This is a genomic window from Cytobacillus oceanisediminis, from assembly GCF_022811925.1.
Classification (GTDB): Bacteria; Bacillota; Bacilli; order Bacillales; family Cytobacillaceae; genus Cytobacillus; species Cytobacillus oceanisediminis_D.
In genome coordinates this window covers 4817903-4840208 of the sequence record NZ_CP065511.1, presented here as the reverse complement: position 1 = coordinate 4840208, position 22306 = coordinate 4817903, and the positions used below count along the sequence as shown (strand labels likewise).

The window sequence follows — 22306 nt, the reverse complement described above, 5'->3', positions numbered from 1 at the left end:
AGTCGAAATAATTCAATATTTTCGATATAATAAGATGAAAAATATATTATGGGGGTGCGAGAATGTTTTCAGTCAAGAAAGAAATTGACTTCTCAGCCGAACAGGAATGCCTGATCGTTGGTGTCTTCGATAAACCAGCCAGGTTTGAAGGTGTGCTGGCCCGTGCAGATGAACAATTTGATGGCCATCTGACAGAGCTGGTGAAAAGCGGGGATATTTCTGCCAAGAAAAAAGCCATTGCAAAAATACATACTTTTGGAAAAATAGGTGCAAAACGATTAATAACAGTAGGTCTTGGAAAAGAAAAAGAATTCAGCTTTGAAGAATTGCGTGAAGCATTGGGCCGGGCATTTAAGGAAGTGAAGTCGTCCAAGCTTCAAAATGCCGGTGTTTATCTTGATACATTTATTGGAGGAAATGTAGATGCGCTTGATGCAGCCCATGCAGCCAGCGAGGCGTTTGCCCTTTCCACCTATAAGTTTGAAGATTACAAACAGAAATCGAATGAACCGGAAAAAGATATTGAAAGTATAGCCGTTTTTTGTGAAGCCGCAGATGAGGAAGATGTAAAAGCCTCCCTTACAGTAGGGTATGCCCACGGGAAAGGAACGAACTCAGCCCGTACATTAGTCAATCTGCCAGGCAATATGCTGACCGCCACTGACCTGGCAAATTACTCTTCTGAACTGGCATGGAGATACGGATTTGAAGTGGAAATCCTTGAAAAAGAGGACATGCTTAAGCTTGGCATGGGTGCTCTTTTGGCAGTTAATCAGGGATCAGCAGAGCCTCCTAAGATGATTGTCATAAAATATCAGGGCAAGGAAGAATGGAAGGATGTCATCGGCCTGGTGGGCAAAGGAATTACCTTTGATACAGGAGGCTATTCCATTAAACCGAAGGATGGCATTGTCGGGATGAAAACAGATATGGGCGGTGCAGCGGCTGTGCTTGGCGCAATGGAAATCATCGGCGAACTGAAGCCTGAACAAAATGTTGTCGCTGTTATTCCTTCTACAGATAATATGGTGAGCGGAACAGCGTTTAAGCCGGATGATGTCATCACATCCATGAGCGGGAAAACCATTGAAGTCCTTAACACGGATGCAGAAGGGCGTCTGGCTCTTGCTGATGCGGTAACATATGCAAAGCATCATGGAGCAGATTACCTGGTGGATGTTGCAACTCTGACTGGCGGTGTCATTGTTGCACTGGGGGAAGAAACAACAGGTGCATTAACCAATAATGAAGAGTGGTTTGAGCAGGTGCTGGAAGCATCCTATGAAGCTGGCGAACCAATCTGGCGTCTGCCTCTTTTTGAAAAAGATAAAGAAAGAATCAGAAGCAGCAAGGTTGCAGATCTGAACAATTCGCCTGGACGTGCCGGCCATGCCATTATGGGCGGAGGATTTGTCGGTGAATTTGCCGAAGACACACCATGGGTGCATCTTGATATTGCAGGTACAGCGACAACAGCTAAAAGCCATGATCTTGGACCAGACGGCGCGACAGGCGTTATGGTGCGTACATTGGCACTGCTGGTTGAAAGATTTGAAGCAAAATAAAGATGAATTCAGAACTCTGGAGAGATCCGGAGTTTTTTTATGCAGTTTTTTAGCTTGAATTCGCAATGGAACTGTAAGAAATGAACTTTACCGGCCGGTTAACCTGAAATACCGGCCAAAACCCTCGATTTACCGGCTAATTCCTAAAAATACCGGCCAACACAGCGTCTGGCGCAAACTCCCATTTCTGAATCTGCCCGAAATCATTGACAAGAAAAGTAGAAGTATGATAGTTTAATACTTGTGTTTTAGTTCTCTACCGATTTAGCACAGTAAAGTATAATGAAACATAAGTACAGAAAGAGGGTTGCATCATGAATGCAGTTATACTTGCAGTTTTGATCATGCTTGTTCTCAGCCTTCTGCGTGTCAATGTGGTTCTTGCCCTTGTGGCGGGCGCATTGGCAGGCGGGCTGGCAGGCGGATTAAGCATAGATAAAACAATAGAAGTTTTTTCAAATGGGCTTGGCGGCAGTGCGGAGGTTGCATTAAGTTATGCGTTATTGGGCGGATTTGCCTTAGCCATTTCCGCAACAGGACTTCCGAATCTATTGGTGGATTGGGTCCTGGCAAAGGTCGGGAAAGACGGGGAATCGAGAGGGAAAGCATTATCAAAGGCACTCATCATATTTTCCATTTTATTAATGTCTATTTTTTCTCAAAATCTGATTCCGATTCACATCGCGTTTATTCCGATTTTAATTCCGCCTTTATTGAAGGTTATGAATGAGCTGCAAATGGACCGCCGTCTGATAGCATCTGTTTTGACATTTGGTTTGACAGCTCCGTATATTTTGCTGCCTGCAGGATTTGGCCAAATATTCCACGGAATACTCGCAGAAAATATGGAGAATAGCGGATTGGCAGTGGAAATGGCAGACATCCCGAAGGCTATGCTTATTCCTGTAGCCGGTATGGCAGCTGGTCTTTTAGTTGCATTATTTGTTTACCGTAAAAAAAGGGATTATCGTCCATCAGAATTAATTGAGACGGAGAAAGGCAATTATTCCAAAAAGGGCATTATTTTTTCTCTCATTGCGATTGCAGCAGCTCTCATTGTACAGCTGCAGCTGGATTCGATGATCTTTGGGGCGCTGACAGGTATTTTAGTTATTTATATCAGCGGTGCAATTAAATGGAACGAGGCAGATCAGCTTTTAACAGAGGGTATGAAGATGATGGCGTTTATTGGATTTGTTATGCTGGCTGCATTTGGATTTGCAGATGTATTAAAAGAAACAGGCGATGTTGAAAGCCTTGTTGAACAAGCGGCAGGAATCATCGGCAATAATAAATCACTTGCAGCATTGCTTATGCTTCTTGTCGGCTTACTTGTTACGATGGGGATTGGATCTTCATTCTCAACCATCCCGATTATTGCAACCATATTTGTGCCGCTTGCACTAGAGGTTGGATTCAGCCCGATGGCAACTATTGCCCTAGTAGGGACAGCCGCTGCTCTTGGAGATGCCGGTTCGCCTGCGTCAGACAGCACACTGGGTCCAACAGCGGGCTTGAATGCAGATGGACAGCACAATCACATCTGGGATACTTGTGTGCCAACATTCCTTCACTACAATATTCCGCTCATCCTGTTTGGATGGCTGGCGGCAATTATCTTATAAATTTAAGCAGCTTCCTTAAAGGGGGCTGCTTTCTCATTGCTTTTATCAGTCCGTAAAGTAGGGTACGATAAAGGAAAAAGAACTGAGGTGGCTTCAGTGTATTTTGGGAAAATCAGAAAACCGACCTCAAGCCGGGTACCGCCAAATCAAAATGTGACGACGGCCTTTCCTGTACTGCATTATGGAAATGTTCCGCACTATAAGGATATGCAGGAATGGAATCTGCAGATATTTGGGGAAGTGGAAAAGGAATTATCCCTTTCGCATGAGGAGGTAATGAACCTTCCTCAGACACAGTACAAAAATGATATCCACTGTGTTACGGGCTGGTCAAAGCTTGATAATGTTTGGGAGGGAGTCTCCGCCGCTGAGATTGCCAGGCAGGCAGGTGTAAGAGAAACTGCACAATTTGTAATCCTCCATGCGGAAGAAGGATGGACCACCAACCTTCCCATTAAAGATTTTCTAAAAGGCACTAGCCTTCTTGCCCATACTCATAACGGTGAGCTCCTGACTCCTGAGCATGGGTTTCCTCTAAGAGCCGTAATTCCTCATCTTTATTTCTGGAAAAGCGCAAAGTGGATTAGAGGCATCGAGTTTTCTGAAATTGACAAGCCTGGTTTTTGGGAGAAAAACGGCTATCATAACTATGGTGACCCCTTTCGTGAGCAGCGATTCAGCTGGGATGATTAATCAACATAAAAGCGTTACATCACGTAACGCTTTTATGCCTATTAAAATCCGAATAGCATAGTAAAAATATTTTTCTTTTTTAATTTCTTCCTGGGCTTCTCCTGATCAAAAACCAGAAGGGTGTCAGCGGGGATGCTTCGGCTTTTTGCAGCTGTCCTGGCTTCAAGAACCTCAATCCGTTTAAGCAGGCGTGCATTCTCTTTCTGCAGCTCTTCTATTTCGCTGCGGTGCTGCAGCAGCTGATAGGAGACAACATCATCCGCTTTTCCGTTCAGCCGCTGCTCAAGCTCACTGATCTTCAAATAAATTTTCTCCATGGCTGTTTCAGCTGTTTCTCCCTGTACCGTACCTTTTCTGGCCTTTTTTCCATTTACCGTAACGTCCTGCAATATAATCCCCTGGTTAAGCTGATCCTGCACCTGCTTAAGCAGGTTGATGTCTTCTTCCGTAAATAAGTAATGGCCTAGTTCATTCCGTTCCGTCTGGAGTCCCAGTTGTTTAACCCATCGCTGAATAGTGCTTGGCGAAACTCCTAACAATTTGGCAGCAGCACTTGTATTCATTCTGATCCCCTCCCGTTTTCACAATGGATTCTATCCGGATAACGGGAAGTCCTTCCCGGCTGACAAAACAAGTTTTCTTTCGGCAAAGATAGTGCGGATTTTACATTTTTTTATAATCCTGATTTCCTGCTTTTGAATTCAGATGTAAACATTTTTCTGTCATCCAGCCTATTGCACCGCCAATAATTGCACCGCCTATTACATCAGAAGGGTAATGGTGGCCAGCCCAGATACGAGCGAAGCCTGTAAGGGCTGAAACCCACAGCAAAATACGACCTATAAATCGATTGCCGTAAAAAATGACAATAGAAGCAGCAAACGACACCACTGTATGTTTGCTTGGAAAACTAGAATCTCTTTTGGCTGGGATCAATATGCCAACCTTGTTTTTTATGAAGGGGCGGGGCTTAAAATAACAAATTTTAATGATCTTATTTACCAGGATAGCGATCAGGGAAGCTGCAGCAGCCTTTTTCGCGGCTGTTTTGGAGGGGCCTTTTGCCAGCCACATGCATGCCAGTACGAATAAAAATAAATACCTTGCCCTATTTGATATAAGAATCATTAAAAAGTCCATGAAAGCAATACGTCCGGACAATCGGTTGATTGCTTTGAAAATCTTTATGTCCATTAATAGTCTCCTTCTGCTCTTGTCATTAGGCAGATTCCTGCTGTCAGGCTCTCATTTTGGAAGGGACTTCTGCCTTTTGTTCATTTTCTTATTATTTGCAACTCTGCACTTAAAAACACAATTTGAGTAAAGACATTAAAAAAATAAAACCATGCAGCAATTGCATGGTTTTAAAAGCTATACATAGAATAAGTCTTTAAACACAAATGAAGCGAAACCCATATAGGCACTGATAGTGTGGTCGCATATAATATAATTTGGAAAATTCCAGAAAATCATTAAGATACCTCCTTTAAAAGTGAATCCCCTGCAGTTGCAGGGGAATGAATATTATATTTGTCCTGATCTTGATGACAGCCATTTGTCCATGTAGTCAGGAACTTTTCCTTCTGAAGTAAGGTTGGCATGCCCCCCCTGAAGCAAATGAAAAGTTTTATCAGCGCTTGACACGAGGTCCATGACCGGAAGAATCTGCTCTTTTGGAACAAGGCGGTCATTATCCGAAGCGACAGCGAGTAAATTGGCTTTGATATTGCTTAGCACCGCCTTCCTTTCACCGACGGTTAATGTGCCATTCACAAGCTTATTTTCTTTCAAAAGGTCATGATTGATTTGCTTTAGTGCTGCCCCGGCAAATGGAATATGGCCATCGGTCCAGTGGCTGAAACGTTTCCACCGGGAGGCGTATGCTTCATCGTCGGCTCTGGCCAGAAGCGATAAATAAGGAGAGTAATAAACGGGTGAAGTAAATAGCCGCATACCAGATTTGATGGCAAAGGCGGGTATAATTCCCCATGCTTCAAAAATGGGGTCCAGGCTGCCTTCTCCATTCCGCAATTCTTCTGCCCATTTATCAAAGACAGGGACGACGCTGAAGTCAACCGGTGCGACAGACAATACTAAGTTTTTGACCGGCGCATCCGCAATGGCCGCATAAATGGCTGCAAAAGTGCCGCCCAGGCAAAAGCCCATGACGGTTATTTCTTCTGCTTTGGCGTGATATAAAGCTCTTTTTACCCCCTTCCGGATGTATTCAGTAATATAATCGTCCATCGTAATCTCTTTGTCCTCATAGCCCGGAATCCCGAAATCCAGCAAGTAGACATCGTATCCGCTGTTGGCCAGAGCCTCAATTAAACTGTTCTGTGGACCAAGATCTAAAATAAAGGGCTGATTGACGAGCGAATATACAAGGAAAACCGGAATTTTGTATTTTTTACTGGAAGGGGCATAGTGCCAGAGTGTAGCCTTATTTCTTTTCCAAACTGCGGTCCTTGGAGTTGAATTGGTCTCCGGATCGGGCTGGAGAATGGTCTTAAAGAATCCATGCAGTTTTTTGGAAGTGGTATTTTGTTCCATTATTTTCCCGCGCTTTCACTGCTGCTGGAAGATTCCAATTCCTGATCCAGCGACTGCTTTAAATCAGATAAGACTTGAAGAATATTATCTGGGTCCGCTTGAGAATTCGCGGCAGGGCTGACAAGTGCCTTTTTTATTTCCTCCACTGATTTAGCCAAAGCCATGACTTTTTCGTCAATCAGGTCCATTTTTTCTTCAGCCTGCACAGTTAATTTTGCTGCGTTTGACACGTCAGTCTTGGTAGGGAAATTAAGAGGGATGGATAGTGTCTCAATGGCTTCCTGGAGTTTTTTCATGCTTGCTGCGGTCACCTCGGAACGGGTGATTAGATTTTTAAATATTTCTTCTTTGTTAATAGAGTTCTGAATGGAATCATTCAGTTCTCTTTCCACTTTTGTCCCTAACTTTTTTATTGCCTGTAATAGGGCTTCGGTATGGTTAATAGACATAAACATTCTCCTTTCTATGAAGTCAACCAGGAAATCAACGGACTTAGAGGGAAACTGTCATTCCTCCATCTACGACTAGAACCTGACCTGTCACGTAATCAGACGCTTTGGATGATAAAAAGACAGCTGCTCCTTTTAAGTCTTGTTCACTTCCAAATCTTCCGGCAGGAATCTTTCTGAGAATAACTGAACTCGATTTTTCCAGGACCTTTGTTATTCTGGTAGGAAAGAAACCTGGAGCAATAGCGTTCACTTGAATGCCGGCGGGGGCCAATTTTACAGCTAAATCCTTTGTAAGTGCGATAACGGCTCCTTTACTTGTACTGTAGGCAACTGCATCAAGAAATGCGGAATGAGTACCCCTCATTCCACTTACTGAAGAAATATTGATGATTTTGCCGCTGCCCTGCTTCGTCATCACTTGTGCCGCAGCCTGTGAAAATAAAAACAGCCCCTTTAAATTCACATTCATGACTTTGTCCCATTTATCTGAAGGCAGTTCAAGGAAAGGTGCAACCCAGGATGTTCCGCTATTATTAATGAGAATATCGATGCTCCCAAATGTCTCTAAGGTCTTGCTGATGACCATTTGAATGTCTTCTTCAATGGTTATGTCACATTCAATTGCCAGAGATTTAACTCCCTTTGCTTCAAGATTTTTTCTGACATGCTCACATGCTTCAATGCTGCGTGAGCAGACGACAACATTTGCTCCTGCTTCCCCAAGCGCATTTGCCATTTGCTCCCCGAGTCCGCGTCCTCCTCCTGTTACAATTGCTGTCTTATTGCCTAAATGAAATAACTGGTTCAATTCCATCGTTATCCCTCCCTTAGTGTTATTAAAAATCAATCCTACTGATTTAAAATAGACTTCGATATAGTATAGACAAGTTAACCCCATGTGGTGCTTAAATTGTATATTTGCCTTGTCCCAAAATGTATAAGGAAGATAAAAACAGATAAGGATGGATAACATACGAGGAGGGATGAAGAAAGGTGGAAAGGGAGCGAATAGAGGAGCTTTTTGAAGAAAGCGGATATCATGGTTTAAACAGCAGACTTGCCTATAAAGTCTGGATGAGAGGGGTATGGGATGAAGAGGATGAAGACAGAATAGAAGCTTTTTTAGATGCTTATTCTTTTGAAGGAGAAAGAATATTAACTGACGAATTTCTTTATCACTATCGAATATTTGCCTATATTCACGAGAAAAATGAATGTTCGTTATTCCGGCGGCAGATATTTTAGGACACAGCTTAAAACAAAAACAAACACAGATCCAGGACCTGTGTTTGTTTTACATATACAAAATAAGAAAGTATAAAACTTTAGATAATTGTCTATCTCCAGGCGCAGAAAAGCGGGCGTCTGGAGCTTTTCTTATCAGCCAGCTTTCTTAAGCTGCTTATTGGCTGCTTTATAGTGGTTTTCAAAGAATTCATTAGTATCTTTAACAACCACTTTGCTTAGAAGGATTAATGCAATCAAGTTAGGAATCATCATTAATGCATTTGCCATATCAGCAAAAGCCCAAACGGTAGTTAAGTTGGCAACCGCACCGATGCCAGTCGCAAAGATGTAAATGGCACGGTATCCCATAATTCCTTTTGTGCCAACCAGGTACTCAAAGCATTTTTCGCCGTATACATACCAGCCGACGATTGTTGAGAAACCGAAGAAGATAACAGAGAACGCAACGATATATTCACCCGCTGTTCCAAGAACATGGGCAAAGGCTGCACTTGTTAATGCCCCGCCGTCAAGGCTGCCGTCATGCGCCACACCAGAGATCAATCCGCCTGTTGTGTCCCAGAAACCAGTCAAGATTAGCACCAGTCCAGTCATCGTACAAACAACGATTGTAACAATAAATGTACCAGTCATCGCAACAAGAGCCTGTTTTACAGGGTGGTCTGTTTTTGCGTTACCTGCGATAAGCGCTGCTGTACCAAGACCGGCTTCATTAGAGAAAATACCCCTTGAAACACCATTCTTGATCGCTTCAGATACTACAACACCGACAAAACCGCCAGTCGCTGCAACCGGATTGAAGGCATAGTAGAAGATTGTCTGGAATCCAGGGATGATCTGATCATAGTTAACTGCAAGAATAATTAGTGACCCGCCAATATAAAGAACCGCCATGACTGGTACAAAGAATCCAGCAACAGTACTAATACGCTGAATGCCGCCAAAGATGATTAAAGCAGCCAGTACAGCAAGAATAACACCTGTAATCCAATTATTAATTCCAAATGAAGTGTCCATAACAGCTGCAATGGTATTCGATTGAACACTGTTGCCGATTCCAAGAGCTGCAAATGCTCCGAAGATTGCAAATGCAACTGCAAGCCATTTGAATTTCTTGCCAAGACCGCGTTCTACATAATACATCGGTCCGCTGGAGTACTCGCCATTTGCGTTTTTCACTCGGTATTTCATTGCCAGCAAGGCTTCAGCATATTTGGTTGCCATTCCCAGCAGACCAACAATCCACATCCAGAAGATGGCCCCTGGTCCGCCAAGTGTAATCGCAGTGGCAACACCGGCGATATTACCATTGCCAATTGTTGCTGCGAGAGCTGTCATTAGCGCTTTAAAGTTACTGACATCGCCCTCATCATTAGATGAAGCCTGTCCTTCTTTGGTAAACCCTAATTTAAACGCATATATCAGCCTTCTGAATTGAAGGCCTTTCAGCATGAATGTTAAAAGAACACCAGTACCAAAAAGCAAAATCAAACTTGGTGTGCCCCAGAGCACCCCGTTAATTTTATTAAGCATCTCAAGCATAAATTCCATCGCCTCCCATATGTTAACGCTTTCAATTGCTGTGAACAAAACTATTATTATATGATTTTTTTTTGAGCATGTCCTATTGTAAAATTATCTGAATATAACTTCAAGTCAAATAAGAGAAGTAAAACTATTAGCAAATTTATAAAAATTTTGACAAAATACTGTGCGGATTATGTCGAATGGCTTGATGACTTTGGTAGAGCGCAGGGTTGGATTGAGGTATAATATAATTGGATAGAAAAAGTGAATTGGCGTTTAAAGGAGTTTTACAATTGGGTGATGATAAAATGGAAAAAGATCCGTTTAAGAGGGCATTTAGTGATCTGGAGGAATTGGTAGATAAGATCCGCGATGTCCTGGAATGCCCTGTTACAATAGAAGATGTTAACCATCGCCTGCTGGCCTACAGTACACATGATGACCAGACAGATACCGCGAGAATCGCAACGATTATCAGCAGAAAGGTTCCTGAAAAGGTGATCAATCGTTTATGGAAGGAACGTGTGATCCCGCAGCTGATGCAAAGCGGAGAACCGCTTAGAATCCCTGAAATAAAGGAAATCGGGCTGGGAAATCGGGTAGCCATATCCATACGCAATCATAATGAAGTATTAGGCTACATATGGGCAGTAGAAGAAGAAGCCCTCTTAACAGAAAGCAAGCTGAACCTGCTAAAGCTTGCTGCACAGTCTGCTAGGACGGAGATGCTAAGATTAAACGCCCAAAAGAAAAAAAGAGCTGAGGGTTACCGGGATTTTTTCTGGGAGCTGTTAACCGGCCATTTCCTTAGCCATGATGAAATCGCAGAAAGGTTCGAGGATTTAAGCATTAAACCGCCATCGCCGTTTGCTGTACTTGTCTTTAGGTTTAAAGAAGAAGTTACCTCTAAAATAGAACAAAATATCATTTATCTGATCTCGACGAGCCAAAAGGTTCATATAACCTTTCATGCAGCGATGGGGAATGAATTTATTATTCTGGCTGCGCCGCCGGAACCTGCTCTTTCCGAAAATGGCTTTATAGAATTCATCCATTTTTTCATTGATCAAATGAAGACTCGATTTAGCATTGATCATATTAACGGGGCAACTGGAACAACTTATCAGCACTATGAGAAAGTTGAAAAAAGCTATCAGGAGGCACTGCAGGTCCTGCGCCTTAAAGAACAATTTCCCGAAGAGATCCATCATGTCTATAGCTATCAGCAGCTTGGCATTTTCCGTTATCTTGATGCCATACTCGAAAAGAAAAGGCTGGAACCATATGAGCATCCGGCTATCGAAAAGCTTAACAAATACGATCTTGAGCATCGGACCAATCTGCTCACTACTTTGGAAGCCTTCATTGATCATGACAGCAATGTGAATGAAACAGCTAAAAAGCTGCATATTCATATGAATACCTTGAATTATCGATTAAAGAGGATAACCGATATCGGGGAAGTTGATCTGAAGAATACGAATACAAAACTTTCTTTATATCTTGAACTTAAAATTCGGAGAATCGAAAAGAAGAGCCCCCATTTGTAGATTTTCACAAATGGAGGCTCTTTTATTTTACCGATTTAACAATGACAGCGCTTTACTAAAATTATTATACTGACAATAGTAAATATCATATTTGATAGATTGAAAGGGGATTTTTCCATGATTATTGGAGTACCTAAAGAGATTAAAAATAACGAAAATCGTGTTGCTGCGACACCAGCAAGCGTTGATGCATTAGTAAAAGCCGGACATAAAGTACTTGTAGAAATCGATGCAGGAAATGGAAGCGGTTTCACAAACGAGGATTATACAGAAGTAGGAGCTGTTATCGTAGATACAGCTGCAGAGGCATGGGCTGCTGAAATGGTTATGAAGGTTAAAGAGCCTCTAGCTTCTGAATATGGCTATTTCCGTGAAGGTTTGGTTCTTTTCACATATCTTCATCTTGCAGCAGAGCCTGAGCTTGCAAAAGCATTAACTGAAAAAGGTGTTACAGCTATCGCGTATGAAACAGTAGAAGTAAACCGTACATTGCCTCTTCTTACACCAATGAGTGAGGTTGCAGGACGCATGTCTGCACAAATTGGAGCTCAATTCCTTCAAAAGACAAATGGCGGAATGGGTATTCTTCTGGCAGGTGTTCCAGGCGTATCACGCGGAAAAGTTACCATCATTGGCGGCGGTGTAGTGGGAATCAACGCAGCAAAAATGGCAATCGGACTTGGCGCACAAGTTACGATTATCGACTTAAGCCCAGAACGTCTGCGCCAGCTTGACGATATCTTCGGAAACAGCATCCAAACGTTAATGTCTAATCCTTTCAACATTGCACAAGCTGTTAAAGATGCTGACCTGGTAATTGGTGCGGTTCTCATCCCGGGAGCTAAAGCGCCTAAGCTTGTAACGGAAGAAATGATTAAAACAATGAAGACGGGTTCAGTAGTTGTTGACGTGGCGATTGACCAGGGCGGTATTTTCGAAACAGTTGATCACATTACAACTCATGACAACCCAACTTACGATAAGCATGGCGTTGTTCACTATGCTGTTGCGAACATGCCTGGTGCCGTTCCAAGAACATCTACAATTGCTCTTACAAACGTTACAATCAACTACGCGCTGCAGATTGCAAACAAAGGCGTTGTGAAAGCTATTGAAGACAATGCAGCACTTAAGCTTGGCGTAAACGTTGTAAACGGCAGCATCACATACCCAGCGGTTGCGAAAGATCTTGGCTATGAGTATGTTTCTGTCGAAGATGCATTTGCTAAAGTAAAAGCAGCTAACTAATAGACCATAAATCCCCTTGGCCAGTGGCTAAGGGGATTTAGTTTTTGTGCATAGGTGCTTCCGCTTTTCTAGTGCTGTCTAGCTCCAGGCGCCATTGGCTCGAGGTCATAAGCCGTTCCCTTCCAGAAGGAAAAAACACCTTCTTACAGGGACCGTCTTGTGCTTGTCGGGGGTGGGCAAGGCGCTTCCGCTTTTCTAATGTTGTCTAGCTCCAGGCGCCATCGGCTCGAGGTCATAAGCTTGTCGCTCCTAGGGACTCGAGGTCATAAGCCGATAAGCGGGCGCCTTCCGCTTTTCTAGTAGCCCACTCAATATGCGGACATTTGCATATTAAATAGAGAAGGCATTGAAAATTAAGGAGGTTACCCTGCATGTATTATTATAGAAGCCCATATAGAAACGGGGGCGAAAGGTTCTTCTTTTTAGGAGCTCCTTTTGTCGGCGGACTGCTCGGCGGTTTCCTGGGAGGCGGGCTAGGAGCAGCATTATTTGCTCCCCGTCCATTTTACGGCCCTCCGCCGCCATTCTATGGCCCGCCAGCTGCACCATATGCTCCTTATGGCGGTGGCGGATACCCTGGCTATGGACCATATGGAAACCCTTATTATCGCTAAACAGGTAAAAGCTCTCTTGATTGAGAGCTTTTTTATTTATGTTTACTTACATCCATCTCAGCTTTAGTGTAAGATCACAGCATTTCTGGGGATCCTCTTTATCAGATTCGAAATGGAGGCTGAGCCCGTCAGGTGTATAGGACACCTCAGGAATTCGGGAAATTCCTGTTGATTTTATCATTTTTTCGACTGCATCCTTTTTTGACTGCTGAGCGGCTGACATCAGTTCATAAGAAAACTTTTTTGACTCTGCCATATTTACAAGCAATGTGCTGGCATCTCTCATGAGGACTTCCATTTTTTTTGCGGAGCTCATGAACATTTGAGGATCGACAGCTGGAAAGGTTCTGTAGAAATGGACAGGATGATAATAGGACTGGCAGGCTTGCGGATAATTCCAGCAGTTTTGAAGCTGAGGGTTGTATCCAGGCTTTGGGTAGCGAAAATAATAATAGGGGTACATCCGGTTCTGCCCCTTTCGATTATTAATCAATGCACGCATTCCCAATATATGAAACGAAGGCTATTCCTATGAGAAAACAAAATAAAATGCTTTCGCGCAAAAATGTACCTTGCACCCTGCATAGATAAAAAGGGTTTGCATAAGGTGCATTAGAAAGGCAATTTTTATAAGGATTGATATAATTAGAAAAGGGGTAAAAGAACCGCATGAAGAATATATTAGTGTAATGAATATATATATAAGTGAGCACTGCTTACATAGATGGGAGGCCCCGGATGGAACTCGAACTGATTTTGGAAATCATTGAGAATAACGGATATTTGGGGCTGTTTCTATGGCTTTGGGTAGGGGTCTTTATTTTTCCTGTGCCAAATGAATTGATCGTGATGACTGTTGGACTTTCTTCCTCTTTAAAAGCACTTCACCCTGTGCTTGCTTTCATTGTCATTTATCTTGGCATCTTGGCTGCATTGTCAACCTGTTATACAATCGGGCGTTTGATCGGCAGGCCTTTGCTTAAATACTTCCATAAAAGTAAAAGGATGTCTAAAACGATTGATGCTTCTTTAAAACTAATGGAAAAGTATCATGCCTTTTCCCTCACCTTCAGTTATTTTGTTCCAGGTATCAGAAATTTTCTCCCTTTCTTATACGGCTTCAGTAAATTGTCATTTAAAAAATTCGCTTTGTTTGCGTACAGCGGCGCGCTGATATGGCTGTCTGTGACTTTCACGATCGGCTATGTATTTGGAGATCATATTGATGCCATCATCAAACATGAAAAAGAATTACTGCTTGGCCTGGCAGGCTTTGCATTGCTCGTCCTCATTTTTCGCTTCACCAGAAGAAAGCGCGGGAAGGAGCAAGAAAAGCTGCATGATCAGGGGTTGGGACTTTAAAATAAAAAGGCAGCCTGGAAGCTGCCTTTTTTACTTAATACTGATTGCGGTGCTCTACCAGGTCGATGGCTCCAAGTACAATATGAGCGAGCCCGAAACCAACGATGGTATCTGATAACATGTTATTGGTTCTGCGGTTTTGTTTCATTGCATATCCAGCCGCAGTAACAGCGGTGCCGAGAACAGTTGGAATTAATCCTTCGCGAACGCGATTCATGACGGTCACCTCTTTTTTGTGATTGTCCTACAGGACATACATAGTTTGATCTTATATAATGAAGTATAGTATGACAACATTTTACATATGGAAAGGGGATAGGGGAATGGAGTTGAAAGATACTTTAATCGAAACACTCGGAATGGAAATCGTGTCGCTTGAAAAGGGCCGTGTAGTTGCTACTATGCCTGTTGATGAACGCACCCGCCAGCCGTTTGGACTGCTGCATGGAGGGGCATCTGTCGCCCTTGCGGAAACTGTTGCAAGCATAGGAGCATTTGAACTTTGCGACAAAGAAACGGAATCTGTTGCAGGGCTTGAAATCAATGCCAACCATATACGTGCTAAAAAGGATGGAATCGTGACGGCTGTCGCAACAGTGCTGCATCAGGGCAGAACCACAATGGTATGGGATATCAAAATAACAGATGAAAGTGACAAGCTGATTTGCACATCCAGATGCACAATGGCGGTAATAAAAAGAAAATAAAAAATAAAAAAACCGCAAGAGGATTTCTTGCGGTTTTCCCATTTATTGTTCCTTACTGCCAGCCTTTTTCATATGTGGTGCATCTTTTAAGTCATCCTGTACACTTTTATCCCATAGCTCTACACCGGAGTTATAAGCTGCCCGGGCAATTAAATGCCCGGCAACAGGTGAAGTCATGAAGATGAATATAATTCCGAGCAGCACTCTGGAATTGAAAAAGCCATCTTTAACATAAAAGAACAGAAGGGCTCCTAGCAGTATGGACATAACCCCCAGTGTAGCGGACTTTGAAGCCGCATGGTTCCTGGTATAGATATCAGGAAGCCTGATAACCCCATATGCTGCAACAAGGCTTAAAAAAGCTCCCAGAATAATCAGCACAATAATGACAATATTAGCGATCTCGTTCATTTTCGATAATAACCCCCTTCTCCAGATATTTAGAGAAGGCTACGGTCCCTATAAAGGCAAGAATCCCGATCAGAAGGATAACCTCCACAAACGCACTTGTATTAAGGGCGATAGAAATCAATGCAACAATTGCAACAAGATTTATGCCAATAGCATCAAGTGCAACCACACGGTCTGGAGTGGTCGGCCCTTTAATCACTCTGTAAATCAAACCGATGGTGGCAGCCGAAATGATAAGGATGGCACTTAGAACAATAGTATTCAGCATTACCGGCTCACCTCCATGATTGCTTTTTCAAACGAGTTCCTGATGGAATCAATGGTTTCCTCTGCATCTTCAATATCAATTGCATGAATGTAAAGAATCTTATTATCCGGAGAAACGTCTACAACCAGTGTCCCCGGAGTCAGTGTGATCAAATTCGAGAGCACTGTAATTTCCCAGTCCTTTTTAAGAACAGTGGGGTAGGCAAAAATGCCTGGCCGCATATCAAGCTTGGGCCTTAACAATACTTTGAGCACGCCGATGTTCGCTAAGATCAGCTCTTTGATGAAAAGAAACAAAAGATTGATTACCGCCACAACTCTTAATAGATAAAAGCGTGAATCGAAAAATCTTCTGAAAGTAAAGATGATGAGCAGGCCAAAAAGGTATCCTTTAAGGAACGCAACCGGTTCGTATGATCCTGTTAAAAACATCCACATAAACCCAAGGAACACATTTAATAATATTTGAAATGCCATACTCAATACTCCTTTAAAACTGCTTCAATATATATTTCCGGATTTGCAAGAGTTTCAGCAGCCTGTGAGATATACGGATAAACATACTCCGAGCCGACTCCGTAGAAAACGGCAAGGACAATAAGGATAACCGGGGCAATCATCATTTTGCCGACAGGTACTTTGTCTTCCCCTTTATAAGCGCGGGGTGTACCCCAAAAGCCATTAATGAAGACTTTCATGATTGAAAACAGCACAAGAAGACTGGACATTAAGACAATTCCTGCTCCCCAGTAATGTTCTGCTTCGAATCCGCCTTTAACAATTAGAAGCTTTCCAACAAATCCGCTTAACGGCGGGATTCCCGCAAGTGCAAGCGCTGCGATGAAGAAGGTCCATCCCAGACCAGGATAGCGCTTGATCAACCCGCTTATCTTATGCAAATTGCTTGTCCCGGCTATTGCAATAACGATGCCGGCAAGTAAAAATAGAGCTGCTTTAATAATCATATCATGAATCAAATAGAAGATGGACCCGGTAAGGGAATCAGTCGTCATCGCTGATATTCCAAACAAAATCGCCCCTACAGCAATGATGATATTGTAGATGATAATTTTCTTAATATCCCAGTACGCAATGGCTCCAATGACTCCGGCGATGATCGACATAATCGCCAAAAAGCTCAAGAGCTGATGGGTAAAACCGGTATCATGATAAAAGAACAACGTATAGGTTCTTGCAATGGAGTAAACTCCGACTTTTGTCAGCAGCGCTCCGAATAAAGCCAAAACAGGAGCCGGCGGTGCATAGTAAGAGCCCGGCATCCAGAAATATAAAGGAAAGATGGCTCCTTTCAATCCAAATACGATCAAAAATAGCACAGCAATCACTGTAATAATTCCTGGGGGATTCCCTTGGCTGACTTCGCTGATGCGAACGGAAATATGCGCCATATTGAGCGTTCCTACAACGGAATATAGATAAGCTACAGCTACAACAAACAGAGCGGAAGATATTACATTCACAAGGATGTATTTAATGGACTCCCTAAGCTGTGCCTTCTTTCCGCCCAAAACAAGCAAAACATAGGAAGCCATCAGCATAACCTCGAAAAATACGAAAAGGTTGAAGATATCCCCTGTTGTAAAGGCACCGTTTACGCCAACAATTAGAAAGTTGAATGCAGCATAATAGTAAAACTTCTCTCTGGCTTCCCCAATGCTCCAAAATGAATAAATCAAGCATAGAAATGCGATTATGCTGGTTGTCAGCACCAGCAGAGCTGACATCATGTCAGAAACAAGCGTGATCCCAAACGGAGCCTCCCAGCTTGAAACATCCAGCGTTTGTATCCCGTCAATTCGCACCTTCTGAACCAGCAAGGCAGAAAAAATGATCGCGATCACTGATGAAATGCCTGCAATCCACCTTTGCAGCATGATTCGTTTAGCAGCGAAGATTAGAAGGACACCCGTAACTAAAGGGATCAGGATGGGCAATATCAAAAAGTTAATCATTTCCTTCAGTTCCTCTCATTCGATCCATATTATCAGTGCCAAGCTCCTGGTAGGCACGGTATGCCAGCACAAGGAAAAACGCAGTGACCCCGAAGCTGATTACAATTGCCGTCAGGATAAGAGCCTGGGGGATCGGATCGGTGTATGAGGGTGCGTTTTCACCCAGCAGCGGGGCAGCTCCCTTTTTTAAACCGCCCATCGTTAATATCAGCATATGTGCCCCATGACTTAAAAGCCCGGTTCCGACAATAATGCGCAGCAAGCTTTTTGACAGCATGAGATAAGTAGCTGACATAAATAAAATTCCAATTACGAAAGCCATTAATATTTCCATTATTCATCCTCCCCTATCGTTTGAATAATGGTCATCGTAACGCCAACAACAACCAGAAAAACACCCAGGTCAAACAGTGTAGCTGTATGGAGGGAAGTGTCCCCCAGGACTGGCAAGTCAACATGTCCAAAAGCATGGGTAAGGAAAGGGACATTAAATAGCAATGCTCCCGCCCCTGTACCGATTGCAAAAAGCAGTCCAACTGCAATCATGTGAATATAATTGACAGGAAGAATCTTTGAGACAGTTTTCATGTCAAAAGCCAGCAGCAGCAGAACAATTGCCCCCGATGTCAGCAAACCGCCAACGAATCCGCCGCCCGGTGTATAATGGCCGGCAAAAAAGATATGGACAGAGAAAAGAACAATGAGAAACAAAACTACTTTCGTAGCGGTCTGCAAAATAATATCATTTGTTTTCATTTTTCTTTCCTCCTTCCAGGCGAAGTTTAATCATAGCGAAAATTCCAAGAGCTGCAATTCCAAGAACCGTAATTTCAAACATGGTATCAAAGCCACGGAAATCAACAAGAATAACGTTTACCATGTTTTTCCCGGCAGCTTCCTTATACGTATTCTCGACGTAATATTGAGCAATTGAAGGAAACATCTTATTGCTGTGTGCAGATAGGGCAATCATCGTTACAATTGCACCCACCCCTACAGAAATAAGGGCATTTGTCATCTTAAATCCCATCCGCTCCTCATGCCGAAGCTTTGGCAGATGGTAGAAGGCAAGCAGGAATAAAGAGACTGAAATAGTCTCGATTACAAGCTGTGTTAATGCAAGGTCAGGCGCCCGGAAAATAACAAAGAACAATGAAACGGTATATCCGACTGCCCCCAGCAGAATGATGGATGTCATTCTGGATTTTACAAATAGAATGGAAACAGATGAAGCAGCGATGACTAATGCCAGCAGAACCTCCGCATAATGGATGGTGGCCACTTCGCTCGTGTCGAATTTAAAAGCATCTTTCAGAACCAGTGTGGTAGCCAAAGCAACAATGAAAAATGAAAAGATATACACAAGATAGGTTCTGATGAATCCGTTCATATATAACCTTGTTATGTTAAAGGAAGCCCTCTGTGATACTTCCAGCATAGAATCGTAAAAACGATTTAATGCCAATTTTTCAGGGAACAAATTATACACACTTCTCCACTTCGGCAGAGTGACAAAAAGCAGAATTCCCAATGTAATAACACCCAAAGTCATGAACAGCTCGGGCGTAAATCCATGCCAGAAGTAAATATGAGTATCATACACATACCCTTCAACAGGCATGATGGCCGCCTGTGCAGGAGAGATGAGCGTATTTGAAATAATATTAGGGAAGAAACCGATAATGATTACGAGTGAAGCCAGGATAATTGGTGATATTAGCATCCCGATTGGAGCTTCGTGCGGTTTCTTTTCTAATTGTTCAGGCTGGAACTTGCCTGTGAACGTTTTGAATACAAGAATCATGCTGTAAATGAAAGTGAATACACTTGCCACCCAGGCAACAACAGGGAACAAGAATCCCCAAGTATCCAAATTGAAAATATCCATTTCCAGAACACGGACCATTCCTGTGAAGAACATTTCCTTACTTAAGAACCCATTAAAAGGCGGGAGCCCGGCCATGGAAAATGTGCCGATAATCGCTAAAGTAAAGGTAATCGGCATAAAGTTCATCAAACCGCCAAGCTTGCGGATATCACGGGTTCCGGTTTCATGGTCTACGATTCCAGCTACCATGAACAGACTTCCTTTAAAGGTGGCATGGTTGATCAAATGAAAGACTGCAGCTGTAGTGGCAACTGTGAAATAACTGTCATCTACTGTTTCGAAGTGAAGTGCTGCAGCACCGATGCCGAGAAGGGACATGATCATCCCCAGCTGGCTGACCGTTGAGAAAGCCAGAATGGCTTTAAGGTCAGTCTGTTTGACAGCTGAGAAGGAACCCCAGAATAATGTTGTAATGCCAAATCCTGCAATGAGCCAGAGCCAGAGCGAATGCTCCGCAAATATCGGACTCATACGTGCTACTAAATAAATGCCTGCTTTAACCATTGTTGCTGAATGCAGATATGCACTGACGGGTGTTGGAGCTTCCATGGCATCCGGCAGCCAGATGTGAAATGGAAATTGTGCGGACTTGGTAAAAGCCCCAAGCAAAATGCAAAGCAAAGCAGGAACAAATAATGAGTGTGAAAATATCTCATCTGATTGAGCAATAATTTCAGAAATGCTGAAAGTACCTGTCATCAAATAAAGAAGTATGATGCCTCCAAGCATAGAAAGACCGCCGAAAACCGTGATGATCATCGACTTCTGTGCACCATATCTTGATTTCTCTCTGTGGTACCAGTACCCGATTAACAGGAATGAAGAAAAACTCGTAAATTCCCAGAAAGTATAAAGCACAATCAAGTTATCCGAAAGGACAACTCCAAGCATAGCTCCCATAAATAGAAGCAAGTAAACATAGAAGGTGTTTAGTTTTTCTTTGTTTTTATCCAAGTAATAGATGGAATACAGAACAACCAATGCCCCTATTCCGGTAATCAGCAAAGAAAAAAGCAAACCAAGCCCGTCTACTTTAGCCGTGAAATCGATTCCAAGAGTGGGAATCCATGAAAAAGATTTTGTGACGGATTGCTGATTGGAGGTGATGGATAAATAAGAGATAAAATAACTGAATAAAAGGATTGGCAGAGGAAGTACGAACCAACCCGTATGTATCTGCCTAAACAGCTTGTACGCAATAGGCACAAGGATGGCAAGCAAAAATGGTGAAATTATTGCCAGGTGAAGCAAAGACAAAACATTACCCCCTTTAAATTAATTGTGTGTTACTCAACAAAGGATCCTATTATGCAGCTTGATGAAGCGGCAAAATATGGCATCTAACAGTTCAGCATATTTGGAAAACTGTATTTTTCTTCCGCAGCATGTATAAAACTTTTTCTGCTATATGTAAAGCGCTTAATAAAAGTTTTTCCACCTTCCCCCATATTATCCAGCCAGGGCAGGCATGACAGGCGTGCCATATTCATCATTACTATCCGCTCATGCACCTCTGAACAAATTATAACCTAAAAATAAAGTCTGTGCATTCTTCAAACCCTTATCAGTAAAGGATTTATCCATTCTTATTAAATAGGTAGAAACACGAATTAATCAGGAAAAATTTTTTTGAAAAAATTTCTCCAAAAGCAGCATTTTTGTATAAAAAATCATTGATCTACGCACACTACTCTTAGGTGGTGTTGTGCATGATTAAGCATAAAATTTCAGCAGCCATTACAATCTTTGCCCTGCTGTTTGCAGGCGCCTGGATATTGGACCACCAAACCAAAAGGGAATTCTATATTCCGGCAGACGAAGAAGAAGTGGTCGAATTATTACCGGCAAATTACAAAATGGAAGCTGAAAATAAACAAAAGATGAAGGTATTTGAACCGAGAGAATATGTGAGGATACAGACAGCGTCATAAGAAAAGCGGAAGCGCCTTGCCAGCCCCGACACCTCGAGGGGGTAGGCGCTGGAGCTAGACAACAAGAAGAGGATGAGATACGGCTCATCCTCTCTTACTGCTGTATTAAAATTTGCTTCGGCCGCGGTTATGAAAAATCATGATGAATAGCGGGACCGTAATGATGAAGGAAAGGAAGAATAAAAAGAGAAATTTGGAGAAGGGCGTAATATTTTTCTCAATATCGTCCGAATACAATTCAAAAAATTCCCTGATTGATTCATTGCCGAGCACATTGGATGCTGTCAGGAATTCATTTTTATCAAAATCATAGTAAAAGAAATCTTTCTTCTTAAAAATAAATAAGTCATCTCTTTTTTGCTCTAATTCCAAAAAAACAATTCCGATATGAGATGAATATTCTTCAATTTCCTCTTCATTTTGCGATGTTTGCGGGTCATCAGGTGCAACAACTTTTGTTACTTGCCCCTGCATACCGTATGCATCAATGACCGAAAAGGAGTCTTCGCTGTAATAATGAACTGTGCTGCGAAGCTGTTCTTCAAGGATGTCCTCGAACTCTTTTTCAGCATCAGCAGCTTTCGCAGGCATAAGGTACTGAGCTGACAGCAAGACTGCAAACAAAAAACAGCATATTCCTTTTTTCATTTCCTGCCCCCTTTTCTCTATTTACCGCAAGATTTACTAGAATA

26 protein-coding genes are annotated in these 22306 nt (G+C 42.6%); 10 read left to right on the top strand and 16 right to left on the bottom strand.

The annotated features are described in order from the left end of the window. Window positions 1-62: 62 nt before the first annotated feature. The 3 genes from IRB79_RS24315 (at window position 63) to IRB79_RS24305 (ending at window position 3883) form a co-directional block, all read left to right on the top strand. Window positions 63-1565, top strand: coding sequence for a leucyl aminopeptidase (locus IRB79_RS24315; protein WP_243505701.1), 1503 nt, complete (start codon window positions 63-65; stop codon window positions 1563-1565). A gap of 314 nt (window positions 1566-1879) precedes the next feature. Then, window positions 1880-3190, top strand: coding sequence for a Na+/H+ antiporter family protein (locus IRB79_RS24310; RefSeq protein ID WP_243505700.1), 1311 nt, complete (start codon window positions 1880-1882; stop codon window positions 3188-3190). Window positions 3191-3286: 96 nt separating this feature from the next. After that, the gene (locus IRB79_RS24305) at window positions 3287-3883 is read left to right on the top strand and encodes a sulfite oxidase-like oxidoreductase (protein WP_243509645.1); all 597 of its coding nucleotides are present in this window, start codon (window positions 3287-3289) and stop codon (window positions 3881-3883) included. Between the two features lie 41 nt (window positions 3884-3924). Here the strand turns inward: IRB79_RS24305 and IRB79_RS24300 are convergent, their stop codons facing one another. The 5 genes from IRB79_RS24300 to IRB79_RS24280 all read right to left on the bottom strand — a co-directional run bounded on the left by IRB79_RS24300 (window position 3925) and on the right by IRB79_RS24280 (window position 7702). After that, window positions 3925-4446, bottom strand: a complete 522-nt coding sequence (locus tag IRB79_RS24300; protein ID WP_243505699.1) for a MerR family transcriptional regulator — start codon at window positions 4444-4446, stop codon at window positions 3925-3927. Between the two features lie 100 nt (window positions 4447-4546). Continuing rightward, the gene (locus tag IRB79_RS24295) at window positions 4547-5077 is read right to left on the bottom strand and encodes a phosphatase PAP2 family protein (RefSeq protein WP_243505698.1); all 531 of its coding nucleotides are present in this window, start codon (window positions 5075-5077) and stop codon (window positions 4547-4549) included. A gap of 330 nt (window positions 5078-5407) precedes the next feature. Beyond that, a complete protein-coding gene (locus IRB79_RS24290) occupies window positions 5408-6436 on the bottom strand; it encodes an alpha/beta fold hydrolase (protein WP_243505695.1) in 1029 nt (342 codons plus the stop codon). Further along, window positions 6436-6885, bottom strand: coding sequence for a hypothetical protein (locus IRB79_RS24285; RefSeq protein ID WP_243505694.1), 450 nt, complete (start codon window positions 6883-6885; stop codon window positions 6436-6438). Before IRB79_RS24285 ends, IRB79_RS24290 begins: the two co-directional genes overlap by 1 nt. 43 nt (window positions 6886-6928) lie before the next feature. After that, window positions 6929-7702, bottom strand: coding sequence for an SDR family oxidoreductase (locus IRB79_RS24280; RefSeq protein ID WP_243505693.1), 774 nt, complete (start codon window positions 7700-7702; stop codon window positions 6929-6931). A 179-nt stretch (window positions 7703-7881) separates the two neighbouring features. Here IRB79_RS24280 and IRB79_RS24275 point away from each other — a divergent pair, with 179 nt between their 5' ends. Next, window positions 7882-8133 (top strand): hypothetical protein, encoded by a 252-nt coding sequence (locus IRB79_RS24275; protein WP_243505691.1) that lies wholly within the window; start codon window positions 7882-7884, stop codon window positions 8131-8133. 135 nt (window positions 8134-8268) lie between these two features. Here IRB79_RS24275 and IRB79_RS24270 read toward each other — a convergent pair whose 3' ends face one another. Further along, a complete protein-coding gene (locus IRB79_RS24270) occupies window positions 8269-9678 on the bottom strand; it encodes an alanine/glycine:cation symporter family protein (protein WP_431833401.1) in 1410 nt (469 codons plus the stop codon). A gap of 278 nt (window positions 9679-9956) precedes the next feature. Here IRB79_RS24270 and IRB79_RS24265 point away from each other — a divergent pair, with 278 nt between their 5' ends. From IRB79_RS24265 to IRB79_RS24255, 3 genes are all read left to right on the top strand, one after another. Further along, window positions 9957-11213: a PucR family transcriptional regulator gene (locus IRB79_RS24265; RefSeq protein ID WP_243505688.1), complete on the top strand. Its 1257-nt coding sequence runs from the start codon at window positions 9957-9959 to the stop codon at window positions 11211-11213. Window positions 11214-11330: 117 nt separating this feature from the next. Further along, window positions 11331-12461, top strand: a complete 1131-nt coding sequence (ald, locus tag IRB79_RS24260; protein ID WP_243505686.1) for an alanine dehydrogenase — start codon at window positions 11331-11333, stop codon at window positions 12459-12461. A 371-nt stretch (window positions 12462-12832) separates the two neighbouring features. Further along, the gene (locus IRB79_RS24255) at window positions 12833-13075 is read left to right on the top strand and encodes a hypothetical protein (protein WP_243505685.1); all 243 of its coding nucleotides are present in this window, start codon (window positions 12833-12835) and stop codon (window positions 13073-13075) included. 46 nt (window positions 13076-13121) lie between these two features. On the opposite strand, the gene IRB79_RS24250 is transcribed toward IRB79_RS24255, so the two are convergent. Further along, window positions 13122-13568, bottom strand: coding sequence for a YuzC family spore coat inner layer protein (locus IRB79_RS24250; RefSeq protein ID WP_243505683.1), 447 nt, complete (start codon window positions 13566-13568; stop codon window positions 13122-13124). A 245-nt stretch (window positions 13569-13813) separates the two neighbouring features. Here IRB79_RS24250 and IRB79_RS24245 point away from each other — a divergent pair, with 245 nt between their 5' ends. After that, a complete protein-coding gene (locus IRB79_RS24245) occupies window positions 13814-14437 on the top strand; it encodes a DedA family protein (RefSeq protein WP_243505681.1) in 624 nt (207 codons plus the stop codon). A 34-nt stretch (window positions 14438-14471) separates the two neighbouring features. On the opposite strand, the gene IRB79_RS24240 is transcribed toward IRB79_RS24245, so the two are convergent. Beyond that, window positions 14472-14654, bottom strand: a complete 183-nt coding sequence (locus tag IRB79_RS24240) for a hypothetical protein (protein ID WP_009331661.1) — start codon at window positions 14652-14654, stop codon at window positions 14472-14474. Between the two features lie 106 nt (window positions 14655-14760). Here IRB79_RS24240 and IRB79_RS24235 point away from each other — a divergent pair, with 106 nt between their 5' ends. Continuing rightward, window positions 14761-15144, top strand: a complete 384-nt coding sequence (locus tag IRB79_RS24235; protein WP_243505680.1) for a hotdog fold thioesterase — start codon at window positions 14761-14763, stop codon at window positions 15142-15144. Window positions 15145-15186: 42 nt separating this feature from the next. Here the strand turns inward: IRB79_RS24235 and mnhG are convergent, their stop codons facing one another. The 7 genes from mnhG to IRB79_RS24200 are packed head-to-tail and all read right to left on the bottom strand — an operon-like array spanning window position 15187 to window position 20940. Further along, a complete protein-coding gene (mnhG, locus tag IRB79_RS24230) occupies window positions 15187-15555 on the bottom strand; it encodes a monovalent cation/H(+) antiporter subunit G (protein WP_009331659.1) in 369 nt (122 codons plus the stop codon). Continuing rightward, on the bottom strand, window positions 15539-15823 hold the full coding sequence (locus IRB79_RS24225; protein ID WP_009331658.1) for a Na(+)/H(+) antiporter subunit F1: 285 nt from the start codon (window positions 15821-15823) through the stop codon (window positions 15539-15541). The genes mnhG and IRB79_RS24225 overlap by 17 nt, the downstream gene beginning before the upstream one ends. Continuing rightward, a complete protein-coding gene (locus IRB79_RS24220; RefSeq protein WP_206840363.1) occupies window positions 15823-16299 on the bottom strand; it encodes a Na+/H+ antiporter subunit E in 477 nt (158 codons plus the stop codon). Before IRB79_RS24220 ends, IRB79_RS24225 begins: the two co-directional genes overlap by 1 nt. A 2-nt stretch (window positions 16300-16301) precedes the next feature. After that, complete coding sequence (locus tag IRB79_RS24215) at window positions 16302-17795, bottom strand: Na+/H+ antiporter subunit D (protein WP_243505679.1); 1494 nt, start codon at window positions 17793-17795, stop codon at window positions 16302-16304. After that, window positions 17788-18129, bottom strand: coding sequence for a Na(+)/H(+) antiporter subunit C (locus tag IRB79_RS24210; protein WP_035332022.1), 342 nt, complete (start codon window positions 18127-18129; stop codon window positions 17788-17790). Before IRB79_RS24210 ends, IRB79_RS24215 begins: the two co-directional genes overlap by 8 nt. Continuing rightward, window positions 18129-18551: a Na(+)/H(+) antiporter subunit B gene (locus tag IRB79_RS24205; RefSeq protein WP_206840368.1), complete on the bottom strand. Its 423-nt coding sequence runs from the start codon at window positions 18549-18551 to the stop codon at window positions 18129-18131. Before IRB79_RS24205 ends, IRB79_RS24210 begins: the two co-directional genes overlap by 1 nt. Continuing rightward, window positions 18538-20940, bottom strand: a complete 2403-nt coding sequence (locus IRB79_RS24200) for a Na+/H+ antiporter subunit A (protein ID WP_243505676.1) — start codon at window positions 20938-20940, stop codon at window positions 18538-18540. The genes IRB79_RS24205 and IRB79_RS24200 overlap by 14 nt, the downstream gene beginning before the upstream one ends. 452 nt (window positions 20941-21392) lie before the next feature. On the opposite strand from IRB79_RS24200, the gene IRB79_RS24195 reads away from it, so the two are divergent. Continuing rightward, window positions 21393-21614, top strand: a complete 222-nt coding sequence (locus tag IRB79_RS24195; RefSeq protein ID WP_243505675.1) for a hypothetical protein — start codon at window positions 21393-21395, stop codon at window positions 21612-21614. Window positions 21615-21719: 105 nt separating this feature from the next. Here IRB79_RS24195 and IRB79_RS24190 read toward each other — a convergent pair whose 3' ends face one another. Next, window positions 21720-22262 carry a hypothetical protein gene (locus IRB79_RS24190; RefSeq protein WP_243505674.1) on the bottom strand — a complete coding sequence of 181 codons (543 nt, stop codon included), beginning with the start codon at window positions 22260-22262 and terminating at the stop codon, window positions 21720-21722. Window positions 22263-22306: the final 44 nt, after the last annotated feature.